The sequence below is a fragment of the Mycobacterium sp. 1482292.6 genome (genome assembly GCF_001672995.1).
GTDB lineage: Bacteria > Actinomycetota > Actinomycetes > Mycobacteriales > Mycobacteriaceae > Mycobacterium > Mycobacterium europaeum_A.
Genome location: NZ_LZKV01000048.1, coordinates 96,129 through 112,696 on the forward strand (window position 1 = coordinate 96,129; position 16,568 = coordinate 112,696).

At 68.2% G+C, this 16,568-nt stretch carries 11 protein-coding genes; 4 read left to right on the forward strand and 7 right to left on the reverse strand.

Going from position 1 to position 16,568, the window contains the following annotated elements:
- Both eccB and eccCa read left to right on the forward strand, forming a co-directional pair.
- Entirely contained in the window at nucleotides 1-1,488 is a 1,488-nt protein-coding gene (gene eccB / locus A5624_RS04110; RefSeq protein ID WP_066861922.1) for a type VII secretion protein EccB, read from the forward strand.
- A 3-nt stretch (nucleotides 1,489-1,491) separates the two neighbouring features.
- Complete coding sequence (gene eccCa, locus A5624_RS04115; RefSeq protein WP_066861923.1) at nucleotides 1,492-5,706, forward strand: type VII secretion protein EccCa; 4,215 nt, start codon at nucleotides 1,492-1,494, stop codon at nucleotides 5,704-5,706.
- On the opposite strand, the gene A5624_RS04120 is transcribed toward eccCa, so the two are convergent.
- Together A5624_RS04120 and A5624_RS04125 are read right to left on the reverse strand one after the other, a co-directional pair.
- Nucleotides 5,687-8,542, reverse strand: a complete 2,856-nt coding sequence (locus tag A5624_RS04120) for an RND family transporter (RefSeq protein ID WP_066861925.1) — start codon at nucleotides 8,540-8,542, stop codon at nucleotides 5,687-5,689. The two genes, eccCa and A5624_RS04120, sit on opposite strands and share 20 nt — an antisense overlap.
- Nucleotides 8,535-8,915 (reverse strand): hypothetical protein, encoded by a 381-nt coding sequence (locus A5624_RS04125; protein ID WP_066861933.1) that lies wholly within the window; start codon nucleotides 8,913-8,915, stop codon nucleotides 8,535-8,537. Before A5624_RS04125 ends, A5624_RS04120 begins: the two co-directional genes overlap by 8 nt.
- 133 nt (nucleotides 8,916-9,048) lie before the next feature.
- Here A5624_RS04125 and A5624_RS04130 point away from each other — a divergent pair, with 133 nt between their 5' ends.
- Both A5624_RS04130 and A5624_RS04135 read left to right on the forward strand, forming a co-directional pair.
- Nucleotides 9,049-10,266, forward strand: a complete 1,218-nt coding sequence (locus A5624_RS04130; protein WP_066861935.1) for a sensor histidine kinase — start codon at nucleotides 9,049-9,051, stop codon at nucleotides 10,264-10,266.
- Entirely contained in the window at nucleotides 10,263-10,919 is a 657-nt protein-coding gene (locus A5624_RS04135) for a response regulator transcription factor (protein WP_066861989.1), read from the forward strand. Before A5624_RS04130 ends, A5624_RS04135 begins: the two co-directional genes overlap by 4 nt.
- 4 nt (nucleotides 10,920-10,923) lie before the next feature.
- Here A5624_RS04135 and A5624_RS04140 read toward each other — a convergent pair whose 3' ends face one another.
- From A5624_RS04140 to A5624_RS04160, 5 genes are all read right to left on the reverse strand, one after another.
- A complete protein-coding gene (locus A5624_RS04140) occupies nucleotides 10,924-11,184 on the reverse strand; it encodes a hypothetical protein (protein WP_066861940.1) in 261 nt (86 codons plus the stop codon).
- Nucleotides 11,185-11,368: 184 nt separating this feature from the next.
- The gene (locus A5624_RS04145; RefSeq protein WP_066861945.1) at nucleotides 11,369-12,709 is read right to left on the reverse strand and encodes an SRPBCC family protein; all 1,341 of its coding nucleotides are present in this window, start codon (nucleotides 12,707-12,709) and stop codon (nucleotides 11,369-11,371) included.
- Nucleotides 12,710-12,720: 11 nt separating this feature from the next.
- Nucleotides 12,721-14,481 carry an amidohydrolase family protein gene (locus A5624_RS04150; protein ID WP_066861950.1) on the reverse strand — a complete coding sequence of 587 codons (1,761 nt, stop codon included), beginning with the start codon at nucleotides 14,479-14,481 and terminating at the stop codon, nucleotides 12,721-12,723.
- Nucleotides 14,482-14,611: 130 nt separating this feature from the next.
- On the reverse strand, nucleotides 14,612-15,748 hold the full coding sequence (locus A5624_RS04155; protein ID WP_197518914.1) for a phosphotransferase: 1,137 nt from the start codon (nucleotides 15,746-15,748) through the stop codon (nucleotides 14,612-14,614).
- 102 nt (nucleotides 15,749-15,850) lie between these two features.
- A complete protein-coding gene (locus A5624_RS04160; RefSeq protein ID WP_066861958.1) occupies nucleotides 15,851-16,471 on the reverse strand; it encodes a TetR/AcrR family transcriptional regulator in 621 nt (206 codons plus the stop codon).
- Nucleotides 16,472-16,568 lie beyond the last annotated feature (97 nt).

A 16,568-nucleotide genomic window follows, 5' to 3' on the forward strand; every position in this document is an offset into this window, starting at 1 on the left:
ATGCCGCTGAGTTTGTCTAACCGCGACCAGAACTCCGGGCACCTGTTCTACAACCGTCGCCTGCGCGCGGCCACCACCCGCTTCTCCGTGCGCATGAAGCACGACGACCGCAAGCAGACCGCCGCGCTGGTGCTGTCGATCCTGCTGGTGGCCATCGCCTCGGGCTGGATGCTGCTGCTCAACGTCCTGAAACCCACTGGCATCGTGGGGGATTCGGCAATCATCGGCGACCGTGATTCCGGGGCGCTGTACGCCAGGATCGACGGCAGGCTCTACCCCGTGCTGAATTTGACCTCCGCGCGCCTGGCGACGGGCACCGCAAACCAGCCGACGTGGGTGAAACCCGCTGAGATAGCGAAGTATCCGACCGGTCCGCTGGTCGGCATCCCCGGAGCGCCGGCCGCGATGCCGGTCCATCGGGGCGCGACGTCGGCGTGGGCGGTCTGCGACACGGCCGGCCGCCCGCGCAGCCCGGAACGCCCGGTGGTGACCTCGATCGCCGGCCCACTCGATGGCTTCGACCGCGCCACACCGCTGAGCGAGGACGCCGGGGTGCTGGTCACGTTCGAGGGCAACACCTTCGTGATCTGGGGAGGCAAACGCTCCCAGATCGATCCGTCCAACAGGGCGATCACCCTGAGCCTCGGTCTCGACCCGGGAGTGACGCTGCCGGTGGAGATTTCGCGGGCCCTCTACGACGCGCTGCCCGCGACGGAACCGCTCGGCGTCCCCGCGGTGCCGCTGGCGGGTACCCCGTCGACGTGGGTGTCGGGCTCCCAGGTCGGCGCGGTGTTGCAGGCCCAAACCGCCAGCGGTGGCAAACAGTTCTACGTCCTGTTGCCCGACGGCGTCCAAAAGATCACCAGCTTCGTCGCCGACCTGCTGCGCAGCGCCAACTCCTACGGTTCCACGGCACCTCGCGTTGTCGCTCCCGACGTGTTGGTCAACATCCCCGAGGTGAACTCGCTGGCGGTGGACTACTACCCGACCAAGCGCCTGAACTTCATTGACACCGCGGCAGATCCGACCACTTGCGTCGGTTGGGAGAAGGGCTCGACCGACCCGCAGGCACGTGTCGTGGTCTACAACGGACGCGGACTTCCCACGCCGTCGTACCTCGACAACCGCATCGTGCACCTGGTACGCGATGACCGCGACCCGGCATCGGTGGTCGCCAACCAGGTGCTGGTGCTGCCGGGTGCGGCGAATTTCGTGACATCGACCAGCGGCGTGGTCACCTCCGACTCCCGGGAGTCGCTGTTCTGGGTGTCCGACAACGGGGTGCGGTTCGGCATCACCAACGACGACACGACGTTACGCGCGCTGGGCCTTGACCCGGGGTCGGCGGTGCAGGCGCCCTGGCCGCTGCTGCGGACCTTCGCGGCGGGCCCCGCATTGTCAAGGGAGGCGGCGCTGGTGGCGCGGGACACCGTGCCGGCGCTCGGCAAGGTGGCTGTGGTGACGACATCGGCGAAGCCGGGAGGCTAGAGAATGTCCAAGAAAGCGTTCCCCATCAACCGCGTCAAGATCGAGCCGCCGAAACCGGTCCGGGTGGCGCCCAGCGCGCCGATCGCGCTACCGGAGCGCGAGCCGCGCAACATCTGGGTGATGATCGGGGTGCCTGCGCTGATCGTGGCGCTCATCGGCACCATCGTCATGCTCTACGTCTCCGGCGTGCGCAGCCTGACCACCGGCTTCTTCCCGCTGATGGGCATCGGCGCATTCAGCATGCTGGCGTTCTCCGGCCGCTTCGGCCGCGCCCGCAAAATCACCTGGGGCGAAATGGAAAAGGGCCGTCGCCGCTATCTGCGCGACCTCGACGGCAACCGCGACGAGATTCAGACCGCGGTGTGTGCGCAGCGCGAATGGCAGAACTTCGTGCATTCCGATCCTCGTGGGTTGGGCGCCATCATCGGCGGCCCGCGAATGTGGGAGCGCGGCCGCGGCGACGCCGACTTCCTCGAGGTGCGGCTGGGCACCGGCGTGCAGCACGCGCCGGATTCGGTGCTCTCGGTGACCTGGCCCGACATCGCCTCCGATGAGGAGCTCGAACCGGTGACCGGGCAGGCGCTGCGCGATTTCATCTTGGAGCAGCGCAAGATTCGCGACATCGCCAAGGTGGTCAACCTGCGATCGGCGCCCGGCTTCAGCTTCGTCGGCGCGGACCTGGACCGGCTGCGCTCGCTGATGCGCTCGGTGCTGTGCTCCCTGGCCGTGTTCCACAACCCGCGCGACGTCAAGTTGATGGTGGTGACCCGCAATCCCGAGGTGTGGTCGTGGATCGTGTGGCTGCCGCACAACCTGCACGACGAACTCTTCGATGCGTGCGGCTTTCGGCGGCTGGTCTTCGCCACGCCCGAGGAACTCGAGGAAACCCTGGGCGCCGAACTGCACATGAAGGGCAAGCGCGGCGCGTGGACACCATTGGCCGCGGCCAGCCCGACGGCGATGGGGTCGACGCTCGAAACCGGCGCCGACACCGTGGATCTCGGGCCTCACCTGGTGATCGTCGACGACAACACCGGCAGCCCCGACGCATGGGAGAGCGTGGTCGGACAGGTCGGCAAGGCGGGAATCACCCTGCTGCGCATCGCCTCCCGGATCGGCACCGGCGTGGGCTTCGGCGACGACCAGGTGTTCGACCTCAGCGAACGCCACAGCTCACCCAACGGCTCGGCCAACAGCACAATCACGTTGCACCGCAACGGCTCTGACGCCGACGGCGAGGACAACCGCCCGGCCCCGCTGCTGCGGGTTCGCGGCAAATTCTTCGCCCACGCGGATCAACTCTCGATACACCGCGCCTACCGCTACGCGCGGGCGATGGCACGCTGGTCGCCGACCAGCCGCAGCGAGATCAACGACTCGGTCAGCGGTGCAACCGAATTGCTGCGAGCCCTGGGTATCAGCGACCCGCGGGACTTGGACGTCGACCGGTTGTGGGCGGAGCGTCGCGGCCGCGGCGACGAGCGCTGGTGCGAGGTTCCCGTCGGGGCCAAACCCAACGGCGAGCTGCAGAACATCATCATCCGCGCAAAGGACTTCGGCGGCTTCGGTTTCCACTCCGTGGTCATCGGGACCAGTGGCTCGGGTAAGTCGGAGTTCTTCCTGTCGTTGGTCTACGGCATCGCGCTGACCCACTCGCCGGAAACGTTCAACGTCATTTTCGTCGACATGAAGTTCGAGTCGGCGGCCCAGGACATCCTCGGCATCCCGCACGTGGTGGCCGCGCTGTCGAACCTAGGCAAGGACGAGCGCCATCTGGCCGAGCGGATGCGCCGAGTCATCGATGGTGAGATCAAACAGCGCTATGAGTTGTTCACCTCGGTGGGTGCGCGCGACGCCAACGACTACGAAGAGATCCGGCTCGCCGGACGCGACCTGCCGCCGGTGCCGGTGCTGCTGGTCATCGTCGACGAATACCTGGAGCTGTTCGCCAACCACGAGAAGTGGATCAATCTCATCATCCACATTGGCCAGGAGGGCCGCGGCGCGAACGTCTTCTTCATGCTGGGCGGGCAGCGCCTGGACCTGTCCTCGCTGCAGAAGGTCAAGTCCAACATCGCCTTTCGCATCGCGCTGCGCGCCGAGTCCGGTGACGACAGCCGCGAGGTGATCGGCAGCGACGCCGCCTACCACCTGCCGTCGAAGGAAAACGGCTTCGGCCTGCTGAAGGTGGGCCCGCGCGATCTCGAGCCGTTCCGTTGCTTCTACCTCTCCGCGCCGTTCGTGGTGCCCAAGACCAAGGAGGTCGCCACCACCGTCGACATGACGCTGACCAAGCCGCGGCTGTACAACTGGCAGTTCCAGCCGCTGGACGCCTCCGATGCCACGGCGCTGGAGGCGGCCGCCGCCGTCGACGCCGAGCCCGACGAATTCCTCTACTACGACGACGGTTTCAAGCGGAAGAAGATCGTCGACGTGCTGCGCGAGTCGTTGCATGAGGTGCCGCACCGCTCGCCGCGCCGGCCGTGGCTGGAGCCGCTGGAGGAACCCGAGACCATTGATGCCCTCGTCGCCGGATACCGCGGCAAGCCGTGGCACGTCGACTACGGGCACAACGCGGGCCTGATGTTCCCGGTGGGCGTCATGGACATCCCCGAGGAGTCCAAGCAGGTCGTGCATGCGGTGGATGCGTTGCGCAGCAACGTGATCGTGGTGGGTGCCAAGCAGCGCGGCAAGACCACCACCCTGATGACGCTGATGTGCTCGGCGGCGACGATGTACACCCCCTCGCGCGTGACGTTCTTCTGCATCGGCGGGGCCACCCTCGCCCAGGCCGCCTCGCTGCCCCACGTCACCGACATCGTGTCGCCGAAGGACGCCGAGGGCATCGAGCGGATCTTGAGCAGCATGGACGCCTTGATCGATGCCCGTGAGGATTCATTCCGGCGCCTCAAGATCGACCTCGACGGTTTCCGCGAACGCCGGTTCGGGCCGGGGAGCGACGGGCTGGGCGGCACCGACGCCAACGACCCGTTCGGCGATGTGTTCGTGGTGGTCGACGACTACGACGACCTGTACTCCAAAGACACCGTGCTGGGCGATCGCATCATCTCGCTGAGCAGCCGCGGCCCCGAATACGGGGTGCACGTGATGTGCAGCGCCGGCGGCTGGATTCACGGGCAGCGCCAAAGCCTGCTGCAAAACGCCACGGCGCGAATCCAATTGCGGCTGGCCGACCCCAGCGAAAGCCAGATGGGGCACTCGTCGCTGGAGTCGCGGGACGCGGCCCGGCGGACGCTGAACCGGCCAGGCTTCGGCCTGACCGACAGCCTGCACGAACTGCGGGTCGGTGTGCCGGCGCTGACCGACCCAGCCACCGGCGCGGTCGTCAGCATCGTCGACGTCGGGGCCCGCATCGCGGACGTCGCCGGGGTCACCAAGCACGCCACCCTGCAGCGACTGCCGCAGCGGGTGGCGCTGAAGGCGATCCTGGATTACGAGGCGGCGCGCCCCAGCGGCGACGACCTCTCGATCGCCTTCGCCATCGGCGAGCGCCACGAACTGGGGCCGGTTCCGATCAAGCTGCGCGAGAGCCCCGGAGTGATGATCCTGGGACGGCAAGGCTGCGGAAAGACGTTGTCGCTGGTCGCCATTGGCGAGGCGATCATGAGCCGCTTCAGCCCCGAGGAAGCGCAGCTGACGCTGATCGACCCGAAGACCGCACCGCACGGCCTGCGCGATCTGCACGGGCCCGGCTACGTCCGTGCGTACGCCTATGACCAGGACGAGATCGACGAGGTGATCACCGCTTTGGCGCAGCAGGTCCTGCTGCCGCGGCTGCCCCCGAAAGGCCTGAGCCAGGAGGAGCTGCGCGAGCTCAGGCCGTGGGAGGGCCCGCGGCACTTCGTGCTCATCGACGACATTCAGGACCTGCGCCCGGATCAGAGCTACCCGCCCAAACCACCGGTGGGAGCGGCGCTGTGGAAGCTGATGGAACGCGCCCGCCAGATCGGGTTGCACGTCTTCACCACCCGAAACAGCGCGAACTGGGCGACGCTGCAAATGGATCCGTGGATGCGTTTCCAGAACTCGGCGAAAGTCGCTCAGCTCTACATGGACAACGACCCGCAGAACCGGATCAACCGGAACGTCCGTGCCCAGAACCTGCCGCCGGGGCGCGGCCTGCTGGTGAGCGTCGACGGCGACGTCGAAGGCGTGCTGGTCGGGCTGCCGTCCTCGGTCATACCGCGGCAGCAGTAACCCGTTGTCGCTCCGGCGTTTTCACGCTCGGCGCCGCGGCGCGGCGGGGGAGCGGGCTCGGCCACCAGAACCACCGGCCCAGCAGGGCGACGATGGACGGCACGATGAAGGCCCGCACCAGCAGAGTGTCCAGCAACAGCCCGACCGCGACGGTCGTGCCGATCTGGGCGACGCTGAGCACGCTGCTCGTCAACAACGCCAACATGGTCAACCCGAACACGATGCCGGCGACGGTGACCACTCCGCCGGTGCCGCCGAAGGCCCGGATGATGCCGGTCTTGAGGCCCGCCGCCGCTTCCTGTTTGATGCGCAGCGCGAGCAACAGGTTGTAGTCGGCGCCGACGGCGATCAGCGCGATGAACGCGAAAGGCGCCACGGCCCAGTGCAGGTCCTGATGCAGCAGGTGCTGCCAGATCAGCACGCTGGCGCCGACGGCTGAGGCGTAGGAGGTGACGACCGTCCCGACGACGACCACGCCCGCCACCGGGCTGCGCAGCATGACCGTGACGATCAAGAAGATGAGCACCAGCGCGGCGCCCGCCAGCAGCGTCGCGTCGCTGGCGACGAAGCGCTGTAGATCGGCCGTCACCGGGCCCACGCCCGCCAGGTCGATTTCGGTCGGAGTCAGTGTCCCCTCCTTGGTGGCCTCCTTGATGGCGGCGCGCACCTGATCGGCCCGCTTGGCGCCATCGGCCCCCCATTCGGAACCGTCGCCATAGACCAACAGGTATGCGGCGCGACCGTTTTCCGAGATGAGGTGGCGCAGCGCGGTGGTGTACCGGGCGTCGGTCAACGCGCGCTGCGGCATGTAGAAGTCCCCCGCGGCGCTGCCCTGGAATTGCGTCGCGATCTCGTTCAGGTAGTCGGTCAGCTGATGCATCTGCGGCCCGAGCGTGTCGGACAGCGTCAGCAAATCGCGCGTGGCCGAACGGGCCTGTCCCAACGCGTCTTTCATCGACGCCACGCTCTGGGGCAGGGTGGCCATCGCGGTGGCGGCGGTGGTCGAGCCGCTGGTCAGCTTCGCGGCGCCGGAACCCAGCCGCGTGGATGTCTGCACCAGGCTGTCGACGGGCTGAAGCACCCGGTCCACCGTCGAGCAGATCGGGTTGGCCGCGCAGTCGGGGGTACGCCCGACGAAGTCTCGCAACGGGTCGAGGTAGCCCGACACCGTCGTGACGTTGCGTTGCAGGCCGTCCATGCCGGCCCGCATGTCTTCGGCGGCGCCGGACATGTCCGCCAATCCTGCACTGCCGCCGCGTAATCCGTTGCCCAACCCGTCGACGGCCCGCTGCGTCTGCGCCAGCGCACCGTCCAGTTCGGAGACGCGCCGGAGGCGCCGCGTCAGCGTCTCCATCGTGTCCCCGAACTGGCGGCCGAGCACACCGGCCTGATAGCTCAGCGTCGCCTGTTCGGGAACCTTGCCGTCCGGGCGGCTGGCGGACTGCACGGCACGCACCCCCGGCACGGCCATGATGTGACGCGTGATTCGCTCGATGGCGATCAGGCCGGCGGGGTTGCGCAGGTCGTGATCGGCCTGGATGGCGACGACGTCGGGCAACAGCGAGTTCGCCGCGAAATGCCTTCCGGCGCTCGCGTAACCGCGGTTGGAGTCGGTGGACGACGGCGTCGCGGCGGGCTCGTTGAAGCCGACCCGCATGCCGGCCAACGGCAGCGCGACGAGCAGGCACAACCCCAGCGCGGCGACCAGGATCGGGCCGGGCCAGCGCGCCACGGACGTCCCGACCCGGCGCCACCGCCGCGCGGTGGTGGACGGTCGCGGTTCGAGATACCCGCGACGTATCGCCAGGCTCATCAGCGCGGGCGTCAACGTCAGCGCCGCGACCATGGTCGCCAGAATGCCGATGGAGCAGGGCAACCCGGCGCTGCGGAACGAACCGACCTTCGCGAACACCAGGCACGCCAGCGCCACCGACACCGTCAGCGCCGATCCGATCACCACGGGCGCGATGGAACGGTAGGCCTGCGTCAAGGCCTGGGCAGGTGCGACGCCGTTGCGGCGGCCTTCGTGATAGCGGCCGACCAGGAAGATTGCGTAATCGGTACCGGCACCAAGGGTCATCGCGGCCATGAGCGCCACCGAAAACAGCGACACCTCAACCACATTGGACTGGCCGAGGGCGGCGACGACGGCGCGCGCCAAAGCCAGGGCGAGTCCCACCGAGATCAGCGGGATAGCCGCCGCGACCGGCGATCGGTAGACCACCAGCAGTAACAGCAGGATGAGACCGATGGTGGCCGCGGTGATGCCGAGCATCTGGCGGTCGATCGCGGAGAACTCGTCGACGATGGTGGCGCCGGGTCCGGTGACATGGACTTCCAGGCCCGACGGCGGCGCGAGGTTGTGGATGGTGCCGCGCACGGCGTCCACCGAATCGCGCGCCTGCGCGGTGCCGAGCATTCCGGCGAGCCGCACCATCACGCTGACCGCCTTGCCGTCCGAACTCTGTGCGCCGGCGGCCGTGGCGGGCTGCGACCACAGGTCGGTCACCGCATACACGTGGCGCTGGTCCGAACCCAGCGAGGCCGTCAACGCGTCGTAGAACTGGCGATCCTGTTGCGTCAGACGCTGATTGCGTTCCAGCACAACGTAAACGAAGTTGTTGCTGGGTGTCTGGTTGAACAACTGGGCGGCCCGGGCGGCCGCCTCGGCGCTGGGTGCGCCGGGCGGCATGAAGGACCGGGCATGGGTGTCGACGACGCGCTCCAGTTGCGGAACCGCGAGATTGGCCGCGGCGGCCGCCAGGATCCAGAGGCCGATGATGACGACCGCGTAGCGTGACGTCAGGCGCGCAAGGCTTCCCGTTCGGTCATGCAACGGTCTGCCGATCGCTGGTGGGTCCGCCGAACAGGCCCACGGCCACATGCTCGCCGCGGGTGAGGGAGCGCACCCGCAGCGACCGGCGGGTGCCGATCTCGACCAGCGCGTGCAGTCCGGGCTCGGCGGCTTCGAGATCGGCGAGCACCTGCTCGGCCGACGCGCCCTCGTGGGCCGCCTGATCCAGCTTGGCCACCAGCATGGTGATCCAACGCTGGCCGAGTGAGAGCAGCAAGCCCTCCTCGTCGCCGAACAGCTCGGACACCTCGGATGACTTGTCGATCAACGCAAGTGCCGCCTCGGGGTCCGTCTCGGCGGCTTTGATCACCTGGGCCATGAAGGCCATGCGGTCGTGCAGCAATGTCCATGTCATGACTCGACGTTAGGAACTCGGCCACCCACCGCGCGTCGTGCCGAAGTGCAGTCTTTACCTCCTACCACGGGCGGAGGCGGGTGCCGCCCGCAGCAGGATGTGACGACGCACGGGGCTCTTCTAGGATTGGACGATGTTGCACGCCGCAGCGGATCACCTGCGGGAATTGCTTCGCCGACGAAGCGAGCTGATTCCCGTCGGTATCACCTGGGCGGCGTTGATCTCCGTCGATGTCGCCCTGGTGCTCGGCGGCGTGATCGGGACGCTGCAGCGGCCCGTCTCCGACCTGCCCGTGGCGCTGACCGCGTTCGCCCTGGCGTTGTCGCCGTCGTTCGCGTTCTTGATCTTCAACATGAAGATGACCCCGGGGCCGTTGTGGGCCACCTGGTCGGCTTCCTCCGCGCTGACTTTGTTCGGTACGTCGGCGCCGATTCACGCCGATTTCGGCCCGGCGTTGTTGGTCCTGATGGTCCTGGTCGTCGCGACGCTGGCGTCGGTGCTAGTGGGCCTGTTGGCTGCTGCGTCGGCGGTGGCGCTGCTGCTCGCCGACTCCGCGCTGCATCGCCTCGACGCGGTGGTGTTATACCTCGGCTTCATCGCGGTGGGGTGGCTGCTCGGTTACCTGATGCGCACCCAGCGGCTGTTGTTGGCCGAACAGATTGCGGCGCAGGACATGCTGGCAGAACACGCCGCCGCCGACGAACGGCGGCGCATCGCGCGCGAAGTGCACGACGTCATCGCCCATTCGCTCAGCATCACCCTGCTGCACGTGACCGGCGCGCGCCGCGCGCTGCAACAGGATCGCGACGTCGACGACGCGGTCGAGGCTTTAGAACAGGCCGAGCGACTCGGCCGCCAGGCGATGGCCGACATCCGTCGTACCGTCGGGCTGCTCGACAACTGGCCGACCAAGGCCGCGCAAACCGTGCCCGAACCCGGTATCGACGACATCGCGCTGCTGGTCGAGGGTTTCCAGCGGGCCGGCCTGGCCGTCGCGCTGTGCGTCGAAGGGCCCACCGATCACGTCTCGGCCGCGGTCGGCCTCGCGCTGTACCGCATCACCCAGGAATCGCTGGCCAACATCGCCAAGCATGCGCCCGAGTCGAAAGCCGGTGTGGTGCTCGACATTTCACCCGCATCGGCGAGGCTCGCCGTCACCAACCTGCTACCCGCCGCGGTGCCGGCCACCCGGTCACCCGAAGGGCGCGGCTTGCGCGGCATGCGCCAGCGCGTCGAGCTGCTCGGCGGGGCCATCGACGTCGGCCCCACCCGCGACGGGTGGTCGGTGTGCGCCGAAATACCGCTGCAGGAAGGCGATACCGCCTGGCGGCCAGGGTGGTGCAGGGCGTGATCGACACCGTCCCCGAGGTCGCTGTGCTGCTCGTCGATGACCAGGACCTGGTGCGGTCGGGCCTGCGCCGGATCCTGCGCCGCAAGGACGGTTTCGTCATCGTGGCCGAGTGCGCCGACGGAGACGAGGTGCCCGCCGCGGTGGCCGAGCACCGGCCCGACGTCGTCGTGATGGACCTGCGGATGCGCCGCGTCGACGGCATCGAGGCGACGCGCAGGCTGGGTGGCAGGCCGCCGGTGCTGGCGCTGACCACCTTCAACGAGGACGAGCTGTTATCGGGGGCGCTGCGCGCCGGTGCGGCCGGCTTCGTGCTCAAGGACTCGTCGGCCGAGGAGTTGATCCGCGCGGTGCGGGCCGTCGCCAGGGGCGACAGCTATCTCGATCCCGCGGTGACCTCGCGCGTGTTGACCACCTACCGCAAGGCCGCTCCCGGGCCGCGCGGCACGGCGATCGGTGAGCTGACCACCCGCGAACTCGACGTGTTGACGTTGATCGGGCAGGGCCTGTCCAACACGGAGATCGCGAATCAATTGTGCATCTCGGGCGTCACGGTCAAGAGCCACATCGGCCGGATATTCGGGAAGCTCGATCTGCGCGACCGTGCCGCCGCGATCGTCTACGCCTACGACAACGGCATCGTCGCCCCGCGCTGAAGACCTACAGCGGCGCCGATTGCTCGGCCAGGTTCAGCATGACGTAGGCCATGCACATGAGGAAGTTGAGCACCACCATGATCAGGCCGGCGAGCATCAGCGACCGGGTACCGCGTTGCCTGAGCCTCTTGTAGCGCGCGGCACGCAATTCGCGGTCGAGCCGGATCGCGATCAGCGCGAAGTTCACGTTCATCAGCTCGTGGGCGGCCAGCGGCGCACCCTCCAGCATTTGGCGCAAGCGCTCCGGTGCCGTTCGAACGCCCACCCGCTCGAAGCTCTGGCTCAGACGTAGCGCCCGCCGCCGGCGGAGCGATTCATATGGCAGCCGAAGCCGCCGCGCAAGTTGCCCTCGATCGTCCCCCCAGGGGTAAGACGGGGTCATCACAAGCGGGATTCTAAATCGCCCGGCGCCACTTTTGCGCTGCGAACACGAATTATGTTGGGACAGATCACTTCGCCGCACCGCCGCTCATTTGCTGGGAGGCCGGTAGGTCGAGATAGCGCTCCAGGTTGCGATGCATGTTGATCACGCGGCGCTCCTCGCTGGACAACACCAAGTGAGTGAAGCCGGGCTGGTGCATGCCTCGCTGCAAGCCGGGCAGCACCGCGATGTCTTGGGTGAGCACCACCCCGGGCTCGGCCGACTCGGCGGCCATGCGGACATCCGTCGGCTTGGTGTGCGGCGCGCCCGGCGGCATTCGGGTCATCAAGAACATGACCAGCTCGCCCTTGTCGGGGGACGGGTCGGCGGCGGGGCGCGCGCACATCACGGTCAGGTGGTCGGCGTTGGCGAGGAGCGTCATGTTAGGAAACACGTTGTACTGATGCAATCGGGTCATTCGATCGGTGTCAGCCCAGTTGAGATCCACGCCGCGGGTTGCGGCGAACGCCCGCGTTCGGTCGGCGATCAGGTCGGCAACCGTCTGCCCGGGCCGGCGTTCCGCGGCGGGGAAGGGGGTGCCTTCGGCCGCGCCCATCAGCGCGCCCTGCGTATAGACGTAGGCGTCCCAGACCTCTTCGTCGCTCAGCGCGCCGTCGAACCGTGGGCTCTGCACACCGTAGGGCTGGTCCGATTTCCCGGTGTGCCCCCAAATCCGTTGCGGTGCATGGATGTCGTCGACGCAGCGCAGCAGTTCGGGATGCAGGGTCTGGATGTGGTAGGTCTCGCTGTATCCGTCGGCGATCGTTTTCCAGTTGGCGTCGACCTCGACGGTCAGGGTCGCATAGCAGTGGAAATCCTCCAGGTGGCACCAGGCGATGTCGTCGGGCACCGCCTCCAGGTACTCGATCAGGGACACCGCGCCCGGGTCGAGGGTGACGAAGACGAGCCCCGCCCAGGTGTCGACGCGCGCCGGCAGCAGCGGAAAGTCGGACATGCGCAGCCCGCCGAAGCCCTTGCGGTTGGGCACCCGTTTGAGCGCGCCGGCCAGGTCCCACGTCCAGCCGTGATAGCCGCATTTGAGTTCGTGCAGGCCCGAACCCGATCCGGTGCACAGCGAATTGCCGCGGTGCCGGCAGACGTTCTGGAACGCGCGGAGCACCCCGTCGTCGTCACGGACGATGAGCACCCCATAGGGGCCGCAGCGGTATTCGAAGTAATCACCGGGCGCCGCGACGTGGTCGAGCATGCAGGCCAGCTGCCACACCCTCGGCCACATCCGCTGCGACTCGAGCGTCGCGAAGGCGGGGGAGTAGTAACGCTCGGCGGGCACCAGCGTCGGGCACTCCGGCGGGGCGCCGATGGCGTCCTCGTCGCGGGTCCGCGCCGGATTGCCGGCCGCCGTCGCCATCGCGGGAGCTCTTAACGCGCTCCGCGGACCAGGCGGCCGGGGAGCAGCGCGGCGTCGACGTCGTCGCGGCGGGTCACCGTTCCGCTGACGATGGTCGCGGCATAACCGCTGGCCCCCTGCAGGATTCGGTTGCCGCCGGCGGGCAGGTCGAACGCCATCGCGGCCGGATGCAGTGTCAGCGCGTCCATGTCGATGACGTTGATGTCGGCCTTCTTGCCCGGTTCGATGGTGCCGCGGTCGGTGAGGCCGAACAGGTGCGCGGTGTCGCGGGCTTGCTTGCGGATCACGTACTCCAGCGACAGCTTCTCGCCGCGGTGCCGGTCCCGCGCCCAGTGCGTGAGCAGGAACGTGGGATAGGAAGCGTCGCAGATCATCCCGCAGTGGGCGCCGCCGTCGGATAGTCCGAGAACGCCGGCGGGGTGCAGCATCATCTCGCGGATCGCGTCGTGGTTGCCGTCGGCGTAGTTGAACAGCGGCAGCATCAGCATGTTGGTCGCGTTCGACTCCAGCATGAGGTCGTACAGGGTGGACAACGGGTCCTCGCCGCGGGCCTCGGCGATGGCCGCGACGGTGCGGTCCGGGGTGGGCTCGTAGTCCGGCGGATTGCCCAGGGCATACAGCCGTCCCAGCGAGTGCTGCACCAGGGCGAACATGCCGTCGAACAACAATGTGGGGTCGGGGGGCAGGTCGTCCTCGGCCAGGATCGCCGCCTTCACGGCGGGGTCGGCCAGCCGCTGTGCGAGCTCGTCGCGGCTGCATTCGGCCTTCAGCCGGCGATAGGTGGGCCGGTGGCTGAACCCGTGATGACCTTGGAAGCCGATCATCATGCCGAAGGGGCGCGCCGCGATCTGCGGGTAGAGGCGGGCGCCCGCGGCGTGCGCGTCCGCGGACAAGTCCAGCATCTCCCGCCACAGCTTCGGGTCGGCGTCCACCTGGATCAGCGCGAAGGACACCGGCCGGTCGATCTCGCCGCTCAGTCGCCGCATCCAGTCCAATTCCTTTTTCGGGCCGATGATGTCCTCGCCCGCGGCGCCCTGCGGGGCCAGCTCGAACACCGCCTGGCCGCCGGCCGCCATCGCGCGGCCGAGGCCGAACAGCTCTTCCTCGGCGGCGAAGGTGCCCGGCACCGGCTCACCATCCATCGCGCGGTGGCCCATCGTGCGCGACGTGGAGAAGCCGAGCGCCCCGGCCTCGATCGCCTCGCGGACCAGCCGACCCATCGCCTCGATGTCCTCGGGGGTGGCCGGTTCGTTGCGCGCGCCCCGCTCGCCCATGGCGTAGGCGCGGACGGCGCCGTGCGCGACCTGGCTGCCGACGTCGACGGCGAACTTCTGCTTGTCGACCGCGTCAAGGTACTCCGGGTAGGTCTCCCATCCCCAGGTGATGCCCTCGGTCAACGCGGTCCCGGGGATGTCCTCGACGCCCTCCATCAGCTCGATCAGCCACTGCTCGGTGCCGGGCCGCACGGGCGCGAAGCCGACGCCGCAGTTGCCGGTCACGATCGTGGTCACGCCGTGGCCGCTGGAGGGCTCCAGCAGGCTGTCCCAGCTGACCTGACCGTCGTAGTGGGTGTGGATGTCGACGAATCCGGGTGCCACCACGCGACCTGTCGCATCGATGGTTTCGGCCGCCTCGCCGGTCAGCGTGGGGCCGTCGGCGGAGCGGCGAACGACGTCGACGATCTTGCCGTCCTTGATGCCGATGTCAGCGGGAAAGCGTTGCGCGCCCGTGCCGTCGACGACCGTGCCACCGATGATCTTCAGGTCGAACATGAGACTTCCCTTCGCCGGGTCGCGGGCTGTCCCTGGCGGGCTGAGCGCGAGGCACGCCGGATTTCGCTACGGTAGGTAGCGTAACTCTTGGCGCGACGAAGGCAATAGCCCCGGCCGAATTGGTCCGCCGTCAGAGCGAGCCCTTCAGGGCGTCGACGGTTTCCAGATCATCGAGTGCCGCGACGCCGCGCCGCAGGCCTTCCATCGCAATGTCTTCGAGCTGCATGCCACCCATCCCGGTGGTGATCAGCGGGGCGACGTATGCGTACAACGCGGCCTGGCGGAACCGCAGCCACAGGTCGTCGCGGTCCAGCTCGGGTCCGCCGGCGGCGATCAGCGCCCGCCGGTAGTCGTCGAGGAGTTCGCGCTGGTTGGCCTGGCGGTCCTCCGGCGTCAGGCTGGTGATCAGGGTGTAGGCCAGTTCGCGCGACGGGTGTCCACGGCGCACCGCCTGCCAGTCCAGCAGCCCGGCCTTGCCGCCGTGGAAGTACATGTTGCCCGGGTGGGCATCGCCGTGCATGACGGTATGTGGGGGAGTGTCGATGAGCGCCGCGACGGCGCGGTAGTTGTCGGCGATGAACTTGCCGTTTTCCACCGGGATCGTGGTTCGCTCGGCCAGCCGCTTGATGGAGGTGTGCATGAGCGACCCGGTCAACAGCGACGTGACGTCGCCCGACGGGGTGTACAGCCAGCCCATCGGCCCGCGCCCGTCGCGCGGCAGCCGCCCCCAGAAGGTGGCGTGCAGTTCGGCAAGCAGCTCGACGATCAGGCCGGCCTGGTCGGCCGACAGCGGGTGCAGCGTGTCGGGGAACTCGCACGACTCCGCCGGCAGGTCCTCGAGGACCAGCAGGTATCGGCCGGTCCACGGGTCGAACGCCGTGCCGTGGCAGTAGGGGACGCCGATGACCTGCGGCGCGAGCTCCCGGTAGAAGCGGACCTCGGTGTGTCCCAGGCGTCCGAGTTCGCCCATCAGCCGGGTGGCGGCGGCCTGCGCCGCGACCTTGACGAACACCGAGTCGGGGACCTCCCTGCCGGTCAGTACCAGCCGGCCACGCGAGGAGGTGCCGGCGTCGCGGCTCAGCACGCGGATGGATCGAACGGTGGTCCCCATGACCCGGGACAGGGTGGCGGGGTCGATGTCCTCGACCGTCCGTGGCAGGCCGAATCGGCCTCCGACCACCGCGTCGGTGGCCACCCGCCCCGCACCGCGGCCCAGGTGAGCGGCTAAGCCGAGGATGGAAAATGCTTGTCCCACAGGAGTTTTCATGTCCATCCATCCTGATTTGCGAGCCGGCCGCAGTGCTGCGCGCTTAACACCAGCGGCGTCGGACAAAATCGATCGAACGTCTGGACATCAGACAATATACGATTATTGTCTGATCTGTGGCACCAAGGCCCTCACCACGAACTGCTCGACGAATTCTCGTTTGTCCGCGGCGGGGCGAAATCGCCACGAGGGCGCCAGCAGAAACAGCGTCGCGGTGTGCAACCACTGGACGATCGACCGGAAATCGACGTCGGGGTAGAGCAGCCCCGCCGCTTTCCATCGGTCCAACAGCGGCCCGTAATGCCGCAGCAGCAGCTCCACGATCGGTTCGGAACCCTTCTCGAGCGCCGACGCCACCGCGGTGCTCTCGGCGGCGAACAACGCTTCGTTCAGCGCGTTGCCGTCCACCGATTCCACCCGCGCCAGCACCATCTCCGGCACCGATCGAACCGGGTCGTCCGGGGCGGGCAGCGAGCGCACCAACTCGGCGAGCGCGCTGTCCACACGCGACAGCATCAGGCCCAGCAGGACGTCATCGCGGCCCGGGAAATACCGGTACACCGTCGACCGCGAGACGCCGGCCTCGTCGGCCACCTCGCCCATCCGGAACTGGGTGTTGCCGCGCCGGACGATGCAGCGGCCGGCGGCATCCAGGATTCGTCGACGGGCCTCCTCGTCATCGAGGATCGCGCGGTCGTCGCCCCAGCGCCGGCTCGGTTCCATGGCGGCGATGTTACGGGATGCGTTGTGCTGCAGGAGGATTCGTTAGCGGCTCAGGCTGGGCCGGATTCTGCTCGCGTCAGATAACAAAGCAGCACAA

What these genes read in the sequence shown, in the direction of transcription:
- A5624_RS04160 (WP_066861958.1), bottom strand. Translation starts at nt 16,471, where the DNA reads ATGGAACCGAGCCGGCGCTGGGGCGACGACCGCGCGATCCTCGATGAC.
- eccB (WP_066861922.1), top strand. Translation starts at nt 1, where the DNA reads ATGCCGCTGAGTTTGTCTAACCGCGACCAGAACTCCGGGCACCTGTTC.
- eccCa (WP_066861923.1), top strand. Translation starts at nt 1,492, where the DNA reads ATGTCCAAGAAAGCGTTCCCCATCAACCGCGTCAAGATCGAGCCGCCG.
- A5624_RS04150 (WP_066861950.1), bottom strand. Translation starts at nt 14,481, where the DNA reads ATGTTCGACCTGAAGATCATCGGTGGCACGGTCGTCGACGGCACGGGC.
- A5624_RS04155 (WP_197518914.1), bottom strand. Translation starts at nt 15,748, where the DNA reads ATGAAAACTCCTGTGGGACAAGCATTTTCCATCCTCGGCTTAGCCGCT.
- A5624_RS04125 (WP_066861933.1), bottom strand. Translation starts at nt 8,915, where the DNA reads ATGACATGGACATTGCTGCACGACCGCATGGCCTTCATGGCCCAGGTG.
- A5624_RS04145 (WP_066861945.1), bottom strand. Translation starts at nt 12,709, where the DNA reads ATGGCGACGGCGGCCGGCAATCCGGCGCGGACCCGCGACGAGGACGCC.
- A5624_RS04130 (WP_066861935.1), top strand. Translation starts at nt 9,049, where the DNA reads ATGTTGCACGCCGCAGCGGATCACCTGCGGGAATTGCTTCGCCGACGA.